The 12,705-nt window shown below is 34.5% G+C and carries 12 protein-coding genes; 3 read left to right on the top strand and 9 right to left on the bottom strand.

Translation table 11 applies throughout. The features are described 5' to 3' along the window. The first annotated feature begins 26 nt into the window (after positions 1-26). Both ACFSTE_RS18995 and ACFSTE_RS18990 read left to right on the top strand, forming a co-directional pair. Entirely contained in the window at positions 27-575 is a 549-nt protein-coding gene (locus tag ACFSTE_RS18995; protein WP_176030093.1) for a class I SAM-dependent methyltransferase, read from the top strand. A gap of 126 nt (positions 576-701) precedes the next feature. Further along, a complete protein-coding gene (locus ACFSTE_RS18990) occupies positions 702-2,078 on the top strand; it encodes a TlpA family protein disulfide reductase (RefSeq protein ID WP_378255116.1) in 1,377 nt (458 codons plus the stop codon). A gap of 69 nt (positions 2,079-2,147) precedes the next feature. On the opposite strand, the gene rlmD is transcribed toward ACFSTE_RS18990, so the two are convergent. Next, complete coding sequence (gene rlmD, locus ACFSTE_RS18985) at positions 2,148-3,599, bottom strand: 23S rRNA (uracil(1939)-C(5))-methyltransferase RlmD (protein ID WP_176030095.1); 1,452 nt, start codon at positions 3,597-3,599, stop codon at positions 2,148-2,150. Positions 3,600-3,927: 328 nt separating this feature from the next. Between rlmD and ACFSTE_RS18980 the strand changes: the two genes are divergently transcribed. Continuing rightward, positions 3,928-4,320, top strand: a complete 393-nt coding sequence (locus ACFSTE_RS18980) for a hypothetical protein (protein ID WP_176030096.1) — start codon at positions 3,928-3,930, stop codon at positions 4,318-4,320. Here the strand turns inward: ACFSTE_RS18980 and ACFSTE_RS18975 are convergent. The 8 genes from ACFSTE_RS18975 to ACFSTE_RS18940 form a co-directional block, all read right to left on the bottom strand. Then, positions 4,313-4,894 (bottom strand): pseudouridine synthase, encoded by a 582-nt coding sequence (locus tag ACFSTE_RS18975; RefSeq protein WP_378255114.1) that lies wholly within the window; start codon positions 4,892-4,894, stop codon positions 4,313-4,315. The genes ACFSTE_RS18980 and ACFSTE_RS18975 overlap by 8 nt on opposite strands. Before the next feature lie 7 nt (positions 4,895-4,901). Continuing rightward, positions 4,902-7,199: a DNA topoisomerase 3 gene (locus ACFSTE_RS18970; protein ID WP_378255112.1), complete on the bottom strand. Its 2,298-nt coding sequence runs from the start codon at positions 7,197-7,199 to the stop codon at positions 4,902-4,904. 131 nt (positions 7,200-7,330) lie between these two features. Then, positions 7,331-7,777: an SRPBCC family protein gene (locus tag ACFSTE_RS18965; protein ID WP_176030099.1), complete on the bottom strand. Its 447-nt coding sequence runs from the start codon at positions 7,775-7,777 to the stop codon at positions 7,331-7,333. After that, positions 7,770-8,099 carry an ArsR/SmtB family transcription factor gene (locus ACFSTE_RS18960; protein WP_176030100.1) on the bottom strand — a complete coding sequence of 110 codons (330 nt, stop codon included), beginning with the start codon at positions 8,097-8,099 and terminating at the stop codon, positions 7,770-7,772. The genes ACFSTE_RS18965 and ACFSTE_RS18960 overlap by 8 nt, the downstream gene beginning before the upstream one ends. A gap of 89 nt (positions 8,100-8,188) precedes the next feature. Continuing rightward, the gene (locus ACFSTE_RS18955; protein WP_176030101.1) at positions 8,189-8,791 is read right to left on the bottom strand and encodes a Crp/Fnr family transcriptional regulator; all 603 of its coding nucleotides are present in this window, start codon (positions 8,789-8,791) and stop codon (positions 8,189-8,191) included. A gap of 60 nt (positions 8,792-8,851) precedes the next feature. Continuing rightward, a complete protein-coding gene (locus tag ACFSTE_RS18950) occupies positions 8,852-9,517 on the bottom strand; it encodes a LysE family translocator (RefSeq protein ID WP_378255109.1) in 666 nt (221 codons plus the stop codon). A gap of 129 nt (positions 9,518-9,646) precedes the next feature. Then, positions 9,647-10,183 carry a cupin domain-containing protein gene (locus ACFSTE_RS18945; protein ID WP_176030103.1) on the bottom strand — a complete coding sequence of 179 codons (537 nt, stop codon included), beginning with the start codon at positions 10,181-10,183 and terminating at the stop codon, positions 9,647-9,649. A gap of 112 nt (positions 10,184-10,295) precedes the next feature. After that, positions 10,296-12,590, bottom strand: a complete 2,295-nt coding sequence (locus ACFSTE_RS18940; RefSeq protein ID WP_378255107.1) for an aminotransferase class III-fold pyridoxal phosphate-dependent enzyme — start codon at positions 12,588-12,590, stop codon at positions 10,296-10,298. Between the last annotated feature and the right edge of the window lie 115 nt (positions 12,591-12,705).

Here is a 12,705-nt window from a genome sequence, read left to right as displayed (position 1 = left end):
CGGGAACAAAATAAAGAAAAGCGACATTGAAATCATTTACCAAAGAAGCACTTTCTACTTTAAAAAAAAGTGGGACAGTGACTCCGAGTTCTAAGTATTTAATAAGAAAAATCACAGAAGATTTAAGTATAGAAAAAAATCAGGTCATTATAGAATTTGGTCCTGGTAATGGATGCATCACAGAAAATATTCTACATAAAATGCATGGGTCAACCCGATTGATTTCTTTTGAATTAAATCAAACTTTCCTGTCATATTGCAAAAATAAATTTCAACAGTATCCTAATTTTAGTATCCACAACCAATCAGCAGTCTATTTTGATCAGGTGTTGAAAGAGTTATCTGTTCCCAAGGTAGATTATATTATCTCCAGTTTACCTTTGTCAATCATCTCTAAAACAGAATTGAATATTTTATTCAATAAGATACCGAATTACTTAAAAAATGAAGGAGCTTTTATACAGTATCAATACAGTTTGGGAAAGTACAATTTCTTAAAGAAAGTTTTTAATTCGGTAGAAATAGGATTTACTTTTCGGAATATCCCTCCAGCGTTTATTTATAAATGTTCCTAAGACATTATATTCAGAAAAGTTTTACTAAATTAGCCCTTTTTGAGGAGTTTTGTAGTACTAAAAATCACTTCTAAATAATTGTATAAACTACCTACTCGTTAACTTACTAATTTAAAAAAACACACAATGAAAAAAATTGTTTTCCTTTTAGCTTTACTGGCTGTTATATCATGTCAGGAAGAAGCTAAAAAACCTGTTGATTATGCACTTTTTTCAGGAAAAGTCACTAATGGCAGAGGGGGAGTTGTTCGTATAAACGGAGAGAACTTCACAAAAGAAATTCCTTTAGCATCTGATGGTACATTTTCGGATACGCTTCGAATAGCCGATGGACCATATCAAATGTTTATTGGACGGGAATATTCTAATTTATATTTGAAAAAAGGAGACCAGCTATCGTTGTCAATTGATGTTACTGCCTTTGATGAAACATTGAAATATACTGGAGTAGGATCAGAAAGAAATAATCACTTAGTTAATAGTATTTTAGTGTATGAAAATGAAGAAGATAATTTTGCGTTAGATCCTATACCGTTTAAAGCTAAAATAAAAGAACATAAAACAAAAATAGATTCGTTACTGGTAGCATCCGGAGTAAAAGATGAAACATTTATTGCTTTTTGTAAGAAGAATGCTCATTATAAATACTTATATGACTTAGATGTGTACCCATATTATTACAACCAAAGATTGAAAAATGAATCTAAGGAGGGGAGTTTACCTGAGGGCTATTTAGAGGAGTTAAAGACGATTGATTTAGATATTGAAGAAGATTATAAGCAATCAAGTGCTTATAAAAGATTAGTTATGAGTGGTATCAGCGATCGAGCAGCAAATGCTGTAAAGAAAGATAGTACGAAGGTGATGGATCTTGTGTTTCTTGATGAAGTTAATAAGATAAAAAGTCAGGTTATTAAAGAAGATCTATTGAGAAACTTATCGATTGCTATATCTCCAAGTAATGAATATGCCAAGGCAGTTTATGAAGGAATTATGAAAGAAAGTAAAGATGAGGAGTTTAAACGAGAACTGACGGAAAAATTTGATGTTTTAAAGAAACTAGTTAAAGGGGAGCCTTCTCCAACTTTTGAAGATTATGAAAATTATAAAGGAGGTACCACTTCATTAAAAGATTTAGAAGGAAAGTACGCTTATATAGATGTTTGGGCTACTTGGTGTCAACCATGCTTACAAGAACTACCTTATTTGAAGGAGGTAGAAAAAGAATATCGCGCTAAGGATATTCATTTCGTAAGTATTTCTGTAGATAATGAGAGAGCACATGAAGCATGGAAAAAAATGGTGGCAGCTAAAGAAATGACGGGAGTTCAATTATATGGAGGAAAAAACTATCGAAAAGAAGGAGGATTTGGAAGTTCTTATGTCATTGATGGAATTCCAAGGTTTATTCTGTTAGATAAAAAAGGGAATATTGTGAGTGCAGATGCTCCAAGACCTTCTGACCCTAGGCTAAAAGACCTTCTTAATTCATTGGATATTTAGATTTAAGAAATATAAATTATAAAAAAACCGGCATACGTATGCCGGTTTTTTTATAGGATTTTACAGAGATTATTTTTCAAATAAAGCAATCGTTTCTATATGTGCTGTATGAGGGAATTGATCGACCAGACTGATTTTTTTTAAAGTATATCCCGCCTCGATAAGCTGCTCTGTATCTCTTGCCTGCGTAGCAGGATTACAAGAGACATAAACCATACGTTCAGCTCCCAGTCGAATTACTTTCCTCAGTGTTTTTGGAGCAATTCCTGCTCTGGCAGGATCCAGAATAATTGTTTCTATCTTTCCTTGATACTCTGGATGTTCGTTCAAAAATTTACCGACATCGGCAGCAAAAAACTGAACACCATTAATTTGATTTCTGTTAGCGTTCTTTTTAGCATCTTCTATAGCCGATGCAACAATATCAACTCCGATAATTTGTGCATCAGTACTTCTGGATGCAACAATCTGTCCAATAGTTCCGGTACCACAGAACAAATCCATTACGATTTTTCCATCAATGGTATCTTTTCGTTCCAAAGCATAAGAAACTACTTTTTCATATAACCTTTCGGCAGCAGCAGGGTTCGTCTGAAAAAAACTTTTCATACTGATTTCAAAACGCAGACCTAATAATTCCTCTATAATTTTTTCTTCTCCGTATAGAAGGCGAGAGGATCCTGTAGTAGCTAGTGTTCTGTCTCCGGTTTCATCATTGATAGTATGTAATATTCCAGCAAGTCTTTCTCCGAATAATTCTTTGAATAGTTGAGTGAATCCATCAAAGTCAAACTTAGGGATATCAGGAGAGGTCGTAACCAGATTGAATAACAGTTGATTGGTATGATAGGATTTTCTAACAACGAGGAATCTAAAAAAACCTTCTTTTCTTGGAGCGTGCCATGGAGCTAAACCACTTTCCTCACAAAACGCTCGAATGGTTTTTAAGTGATCTTCAACTTCTTTATCAAATAGACCAGAATCTTTGTCAAGGTTTTCTCCACACCACCAGGTTCCTCTTTTTTTGAAACCAAGAGCAAACTCATCTACATCTGTCTTTAATTCGTGATCATATCGGATAGCAGAGAATCCATACTCCATTTTATTTCGATAGTGAAAAGCACCGGGAGAAGCAATAAATTCATCAAATTTCTCTTCAATATCGCTTACTTTTCCTATGCGTTTAAACAACTCCAGTGTACTTTCTTTTTTATATTGATGCTGTAACTCGAGAGGAAGTTTTATATAGGGAGCACCCGGGATAGATTGGTACGGCATTTCTACCTCGGTATCAGCATGTTTTACTACTTCCAGTAATTTACACTCTGCATATCGTTTGCTGGTCTTTTTTACCTGTGCTTTTACCAATTGACCGGGGAGTGTATTAGGGACAAAAACCACAAATTCTCCTTCCTCAGATCGGATACGACCGATTCCTTTTCCTCCAAAAGCATAATCTTCGATTAGAATTTCAATATGTTCGCCTCTTTTTACAAATTTATTGCGTTCTCTTCTTGGCATAATAGTGTGTTTTTATCGCTGGCAAAACTAAAAAATTAAAGTAGCTTCTCTTTCTTATCCATAAAAAAAATGAGATTTTATTTTGACTCAAAAAACCGCTACTCTCTGATTGAAGTGTTAATATGCTTTGTTTTCTTCCAGAAAGAGACTGTCTTATTTGTAAAGATAATTGCTTATTGCCTGCTAACTTTTTGTTTTCTAACAATATTTTATATATTTTATAATAATCTTTTAATGAATTTGTTAAAGTATTGTGATACGATAACAGTAAGTTTATAAGCGTAATTTAATACCCAGAGATACCATGACATTGAAAACCAAAATTATTATGATTTTAAGTGCTTTGTTCTATTTAGTGGTTGGTTTTATTCTTACTTTTTTTTCATTTGATGTTGCTTCTTATATGCATCTTAATGCGAGTCCTCTCTCTATAATGATGCTCAATATAACAGGCTCTTTATATTTGTTTTTAGGTGTTTTGAACTGGATGTCTAAAGGGAATACTATAGGAGGTAATTATAATCAACCGTTGGTCTGGGCTAATATCTTACATCCGGTTATTACTCTTATAGCTATGATACGAGCTGTATTTATGACTAAAATTCACAGTAGGTTAGTACTTATTTTATGCTTGGTTTATGTGTTATTAGGCGCTTTGTTCGTTCATATTTTGTTGACTAACCCGATGAAGCCTAAAAAGAGTATTCATCATTCTAAATAATTTCATGGAGCGAGGGAGAATGAATGACTTCTCCAGCTGTCATCTTTTCTATTCGTATTTTACCAATTCGAACTCTGGCAAGGCGTAAGGTTGGATATCCTACAGCAGAGGTCATTTTTCTAACCTGTCTGAATTTCCCCTCTTGTAGGGTAATCGAAATCCAGCTGGTAGGTCCATGTCTGTCATCCCTTATTTTTTGGATGGTGTCCGGTAGGCTTGGGGGAGTAGGAAGTAATTTGACACGACAAGGATTGGTGGTGTACTTTTTTCCGTTAAAACCAATTTCAACCCCTTTTTCTAATTCGGAAATAGCGTCTTGTGTAATGACCCCATTAAGTTGCGCATAATATTCTTTTTCTATTTTATGACTACAGATATGATTGCTAAAAGAACCATCAGTGGTAAGGAACAAGAGACCTTCTGATTTTTCATCCAATCGTCCTATAGCCATTGTTCCGTTTGGAAAATCATATAAATTCCCTAAGAATTTTTTTCGTTGTTGTTTGGAATCATTAGAGATAAACTGACTTAAATAACCATACGGTTTATATAAAATATAATGTTGATGTTTCATTACTGGATTATTTCTTTTGCGTAATGATTTGATAAACGAGTTCTTTACTAAGCGGACGACCGTCAGCAACCTTTCTGATTTCCTGATAACTAAATGTAAAATTACATCCTGTTTGATATGCAGAACATCCATAGGCACTTTTTCCTTTTATGATATGCCCTTTATGACATTTAGGGCATGGAATAGGGTTGGGGGTACTTTCTTTGGGAGCAATTGTCTTTTTCTCCTCAAATATAAGTTCGTATTTATCAGAAAATCGAAGAAGCCCTTCTTTGGTGACAGCACTGTCCTTAAACCCTTTCAGATTCACAGTACATCCTTTTTGTAATAATCGAAGGTATTGTTTTTCTGAAATCTTTTTTTCTTTGAATTGAAATGGCAAGAGAAAAGTACAGCCATTTTTGAAATTGCTACATCCGTAGGCAGTGGTTCCTTTTAGTAGTTTACCAGAAGCACATGAAGGGCACTGATATCCTATTATAGAGGTTTTCTTTGTTGGAGATTTTTTCTTTTTAAGGGGAACTTCTGTCGTATGAGATATATTTGCTCGTTTTTTTTCTGTACGTACCTCATAGACTAATTGGTCAACCATTTGTTTCATATTTTTAATAAAACTTCCGGCATGAAATGTCCCTTTTTCAATTTCTTTTAGCTGTTTTTCCCAACGACCAGTCAGTTCAGCAGATGTGAGTAATTTATTCTGTATCGTATCTATCAGCTGTATTCCCGTGAGCGTAGGAATAATTAGTTTCTTCTTTCTCGAGATGTATTTTCTCTTAAAAAGTGTTTCGATAATATTAGCGCGGGTAGAAGGTCTTCCTATTCCATTTTCTTTCATCAGTTCTCTCATTTCGTCATCATCTACTTGTTTTCCTGCTGTTTCCATCGCGCGAAGCAGAGTTGCCTCAGTATAGTTTTTAGGAGGTTTCGTTTCTTTTTCGAGAAATGATGGTTCATGTGGTCCTTTTTCTCCTTTTTCGAAGGCAGGTAAGACGCCGCTTTCTTTCTTTTCTTTCGACTCGGGCGATTCAAAGACTACTCTCCATCCTTTTTCCAGAATTTCTTTTCCTGTTGTTTTAAAAGATACAGAATCAGCTTTTCCAATTACAGTGCTATTTGCGACTAAACATTCGTCATAAAAAACAGCAATAAAACGCCGGGTAATAATATCGTATACCTGTTGCTGATTATATTGTAGTTTGGATTGTATTCCAGTCGGAATAATAGCATGGTGATCGGTCACTTTTTTATCGTTAAAAACCCGGGAGGATTTTTTGATTTTTTGGTCTAGTAATGGAAATGTCAGGGATTGATAATTAGTCAGCTTTTTTAAAATCCCTGGAACTTTGGGGTAAATGTCACTTGGTAGAAAAGTGGTATCTACCCTTGGGTATGTCACTAATTTTTGTTCATATAATTTTTGAACGATTTTTAATGTTTCATCAGCAGAAAAACCAAATTTAGTATTACAATATACTTGCAAGCCGGTTAGATCAAATAGTTTTGGGGCGTATTCTTTCCCATTTTTTTTTGTAATCGAAACAATTTCAAATTCGCTTTGCTTTACAATCGCGGCAAAAGACTCTCCTTCACTTTTGTTTAAAAATCGACCTTCTTCGCAATGAAATAAGGTATCTCTGTATTTGGTTTGCAATTCCCAATAAGGTTTTGGTATAAAGTTTTCAATTTCTTTATGGCGTGATACCAGCATTGCCAATGTAGGGGTTTGTACTCTACCAATGGATAATACCTGCTTATAGCCTCCATGTTTTACGGTATATAAACGGGTAGCATTCATTCCTAATAACCAATCCCCAATTGCTCTAGAGAAACCAGCATAGTATAGATTATTATATACTTCAGCGGGTTTTAGATTTTCAAATCCTTCTTTGATAGCTTCACTGGTAAGTGAAGAGATCCATAATCGTTGTACTTCTCCTTTGTATGCCGCCTGGTCAATGACCCAGCGTTGTATTAATTCTCCTTCTTGTCCGGCATCCCCACAATTGATAACTACAGATGCTTGCTGAAATAGTTTTTTTACAATATCAAATTGTTTTTTGATACCGGCATCATTTACCACCTTTGTTTTAAACTTTTCTGGTAGCATGGGGAGGTTATTGAGATCCCAGCTTTTCCAATACGGCTTATAGTCATTCGGCTCATATAAAGTACATAAGTGCCCAAACGTATATGTTACAGCATATCCATTGCCTTCAAAATAACCATCACGTTTCGTGGTAGCTCCAACAATGGAAGCTATTTCTCTGGCGACACTTGGCTTTTCTGCAATGCAAACTTTCATGAAGAACCTTTATGGTTAAGGGTGCAAAATAAGGATTTCTAAAAAATTATAAGAAAAGATAAAATAGATAGTTTGTATCTGCTAACAAATATCTTTTGACAGATTAACACGATTGATCATAAGGATGCTTATTACAATGTGATCAAATAAGCTTGTAATCTGTCGAAAACGCTTCCCCAACCATTGTAAATACCCATTTTCTCCTGAGCTATTCGATAAGCTTCTGTAGGGTGCATTACATGAAATGTAAAATCCGTTTTACCACCTGATTCTTCAAATAAAATTTCTATTTGGACTCCTTCTGTCATGGGTTTAAAATCAGCAGTTGTTTTTATTTTTTTAAAAGGAATAATGGTCAAATAGGTTCCTTCAGATAAGAATTCATTACCATCTGGCATTATCATTGAATATTTCCAGGTTCCGCCTTCTTCGAAATGATGTTCAATAATAGTTGTTTTCATCCCTTTGGGACCCCACCAATGTGCAATATGTTCAGCTGTAGTCCATGCCTCCCAAACAAGAGATAGAGGGGCATCAAAAGTTCTTTTAATAGTAATTGTTTTGTTGCTGTTATTCATCTTTTTGTTTTTTATGTTGTAAGTTCAATAAATAATCTTCAAAAGAATCAATTCTTTCTTCCCATATATGCTGGTATTGTTCGATCCACAAAAAAGCAGGTAGTAAACTTCTTGGTTGAATATAACAGAATTGTTGTCTGCCTTGTTTACTTATTGTTATGACGCCACATTCTTTTAGAATCTTGAGATGTTTTGAAATCGCCGGACGACTAATCATAAAATTTTCGGCTATAACATTTACACTAAGAGGTTGTTTGGAAAGTAATTGTATAATATCCCTTCTTACCGGATCGGATATTGCTTGAAAAACATCTCTTCTCATATATTAGGTAACTAATTGGTTACAAATATAAATGTAACTGATTGGTTACGCAAATGTTTTTGAAATGTATAAGTTTACATTTTAGTAATCTAGCTGGTTTTTAGTTCTTTTCTGATTCTGCTCAGTTGCGTAGGAGTTATTCCCAGGTGAGCAGCGAGGTGTAATTGCTGAATTCTTTGGTCAATATTAGGATATTGTTTGAGAAGTTTTAAGTACCTTTCAGTAGCATTATCCATGACCAGTGAAATTTCTCGTTGCTCTTTTTCGATGACCCAGTTATTCTCTAAGTAGGCGATATAGAAGTTTTTAAATTCGATGGTATCCTCGATGAGTTTTTTGTATTTTTTGTAATCGATATTGATAAGAATGCAGTCTTCTAGTGCTTCTAGGGTAAAACTTGATGGCTTAGAGCGAAGGCAAGAAACGGTAGAGGCAGCAAAATCGTTTTCCAGAAATATATTTTTGTTATAGGTATTCCCTTCAGAATCGGTTATGTACGCTCGTAATGCACCTTTGCATATAAAATGTATATACCTGGCGACTTGCCCATTTTGTAGAAGGTCTTCTCCTTTTTGGATTTCCTGAAAATTAAGAATTGGCAGCATCAATTCCCAGGATGATTGTGAAATAGGTGTATACGTTTCGAATTTTGATCGCAAGCAATCGATATAATATGCTTTTTTAGATTCCATAAACGTTTAGATGTTTTTAGAAAGGAAAACAGGATAGATAAACAAAAGTATTTTCCCTGATTACTTAGTAGGAAGAGTATGTTTCGAATGTTGCTGATCCATGGTCAATGTAATAATTCCTAACAGGATATAGATGATAGCCATAAATTTTTTTTGTCGTTTTAAGTATTTTTTTGACCCAGAAATCCAAGCAGATAGTTTTACGGATAGTAATACATAAATTGTATCACTTAATATGGCATATATAGTGAATAGAATTCCAAGAAATAAAATTTGACTGGCATTTCCTCCTTTTTCTACTGAAATGAATTGAGGCAAGAAGGAAAGAAAAAATATAGCTGTTTTAGGATTAAAAGTATTTACCAAAATGCCTTCATAGAAAATAGTTTTTAATTTTTTGCTTTTTACTTCTATAGGGATAGCAGTTGATGGTTCTTTTTCAAAAAACTTTTTGATTCCCAAATAAATTAAGTATGCAGCACCTATGTATTTAATAATAGAAAAGGCAGTGGCAGAAGCCATTACGATCGATGATATACCGATTGCAGCAGCAATTACATGAAGAAGACTTCCGATTCCAATTCCCAAAACAGATACAATACCTGCCTTATATCCTTGTTCAACACTTTTGGCAATTATATAAAGTACTGAAGGTCCAGGAACTAAAATAAGTATGGAAGCTGCTACTAAAAATAATAGCATATGATCAAAATCGGGTAGTATCATAACAGGTAGAGGTCTATAAAACCGTAAATTTAAGGGATTAGAGAGTCTCTTATGTGAAACTTTTATTAAAATACAATTGAATCAAAGAGAACACTCACTAACAATAGTATAATTTAATAAGGGAAATACTTATTTCTTAACAAAAGTCACTCCGTATTCAGTAGCCAGAGAATCAATTGTTTTCTTTGATAATTTTTCTCCTTTGGATAAGGTAGCTACTTGTTCAAAGAAATTTTCAAACCCTCCGGGAGTAATGGTATTCATGGTAATCCCGGTAATAGAATCAGTATTGATAAAATTATGAGGAATTCCCTTGGGTAATCGAATAAAATCTCCCTTTTGTGCATATATTGTTTTATCCCCGCAGAAAAAAGTGTACTTACCTGTCAGAATATAAAATAATTCATCTTCATGTGCATGAATATGTTTAGGAGGCCCTCCTTGGGGAGGTGTTTCAGTAACAATTACTGCATATTCTCCTTCGGTATCGGTACTGAGGATTTTTCCTGTTATTTGAACTCCAAATACATTCCATTTCTTTCCTTCATCAGTGGATACGTGAATGGGAGTTTGTTTTTCTTTGTGAGGTTCCGTTATAGTTGGTGCCTGTTTGCAACTATATGCAATGCAAAACAGTATACAAAGCATCAGGGGGTTCATCTTCATAGGGTTAGGTATAGAATGAGTAATGATTTCAGTATGAGATAGCTAAAGTAATTAATTTCTTATAAGAATTAACAGCAAAGACAAGATAATTATGTTGTTTTTGGGATACATTTTAGAAAGCATTGGTTTTATTAACATTTTTATAGTAAGCCTGAAGTATCTCCGCTATATTTTCTACGACTTCAGCTGCATTTTCTTTAGAAAAACACAATGGGGGTTTGGTTTTTAATACATTGTCATAAGGTCCGTCTGTACTGATTAAAATGTGTCGATTTCTAAGATGGTTTTTTATGTGATTTGCTAGTAATGTATCTGGTTCCTGGTTTTGTGGATGTACAATTTCAATTCCCAGAAATAGACCACTTCCTCTAACATCACCTATACAACGGTATTTTTCTTGTAATTTTCTAAAAAGAGAAGTGTAATACTTCCCGACAATTTTAGCGTTTTCCTGTAATTTTTCTTCTTCGATAACTTGTAATACAGATAGGGCGATCGCACAGGAAACAGGGTTTCCTCCGAAGGAGCTAAAAAACTCAACTCCTTTCCCAAAAGAATTTGCAATCTCATCTGTACATATAACAGCTCCCATTGGATGTCCATTAGCTATTGGTTTCCCAATCACTACCATATCCGGGACTACATCATGTGCTTCGAATCCCCAAAAATAATCGCCCAGACGTCCAAAACCTGTTTGAACCTCATCACAGATACAGATACCTCCTTGTTTTCGAATTTCGGGATATAGTGTTTTTAAATATCCCTTGGCTAATGGTATTTGCCCCCCACATCCGCTAATTGGTTCACTGATAAATGCGGCAATAGGAGTATGCGTGTTTTTTAATAGCTCAATAGCGTGTTCTGCATAGTGAATACCAGCACTTCCATCATCATTTTTATAGATCCCTCTATACGTATCAGGAATACCTGTTTTGAGAATATATTCTTTTTGCCCTTGTCCTTTTGGGTTGTTGAACTTATAATCACTAATATCGGTTGCTGTTTGTGTATGACCGTGATAGCCGTGTTCTAATACCATGATCTTTTCCTGTCCAGTATGTATTTTAGCAATTCGTATTGCTAAATCACTGGCAGCACTTCCTGAATTAACAAAATATACCTTGTTTAAAGAAGGAGGGAATTTATCGAGTAATTTTTCTGCATAATCTGCTAATTGGTGATATAGATAACGGGTATTGGTATTTAATGTAGCCATTTGCTGCTGACCCGCATTGACCACTACGGGATGGCTATGTCCTACATGAGGGATATTATTATAAGCATCCAAATAGGTATTCCCACTGGTATCATACATATATTGAAAAGCTGCTGATGCCATATGAATCGGTTGCTTATAACTCAAAGATACAATAGGACTTATATATCGGTGCCTTTTATTTACTATTTGGGTAACAGGAGGGACTTCCAAGGAAGAAAACCCTGCCGCTTCTCTAAATCTGTTTTCTGCTGCTATGGGATTAATGCGTACCCATTTACGTAGCATTTTCCAGGCATATTGCTCACTGACTAATGCGTAAGTATTTTCTGGAGTATTCTTTTTGGCCTGAGCCGAATTACATACGCTCATGCATAACCTCGCTGCAATGAGATAGTATAGCAGTTGTATCTCTTTTTCTTCTAAAGGGATGACGTCATGGTAAGACTGGAGAATAATAACTGCATTATCTAATGGGGTGTCTTTATCATAACAAGCATAAGTAATAGCAATAGCTAATTCATTAATCAAAAAAGAATAAGCAATATCTCCAAAGTCAATAATCGCTGAAACCTGGTTGTTTTTGGTCAACATATTCCATTCATTGGCATCATTATATATGATTTGTTTTCTCAGTTTTGGAATTTGCGGAGTCACATGTGCTTCGAATTGCTGGAAGAAATAGGAAACAAGTGCTCTGTTAGTTGCGTCTGGAATATCTTTTATAAAATGTTTGAACTGTGGGAGGTATTGGATATCCCATTGCCACTGTCGTGATTTAATAGTATAGTTCGTAACGTTTTGTAATAAAAGATCTGTTTTGGCAAGAAAAGTTCCAATTGATGCTAATAGTGGTTTCGTATGAGTGCTATCTCCAAGAAAAACACCGTCTAGGTAGGTGAGCATTCTACAGATTTGTTTGTTCCCGTCTATTTGTAAAATTTTTATATATGAACCATCTTTAAAAGAGACAGGAGTGGGGTATTGCTTATTATTTCCGTTCTCTTTTAGAAAAAGAAGCACCTCATTTTCTGCTTTTACCAAATCGAATAAGGCTTCAGAGAATACATATGTTTTAAAAATAAAAGAAGTCGTATCTGTTCGAACAAGAAAGTTAGCATTGTCATAACCACATAGTTTTTCAATAGTAATTTCTTGTAATCCGTATTCTTCCTGTAGTAAGTTATACATTTTATGAGGTAGTGTTTTATTTTTAATAAAGAGTATTTAGCAAGTATTCCAAAATATCACAATTTATTTTAATTAAAAACTAAAAATGCAGTGATATAGATTAATGAGGTATTTT

Source organism: Aquimarina hainanensis (genome assembly GCF_042684685.1).
Taxonomy (GTDB): Bacteria; Bacteroidota; Bacteroidia; order Flavobacteriales; family Flavobacteriaceae; genus Aquimarina; species Aquimarina hainanensis.
The sequence above is the reverse complement of the archived record's forward strand: the minus strand, read 5'-3'. Positions and strand labels throughout refer to the sequence as shown.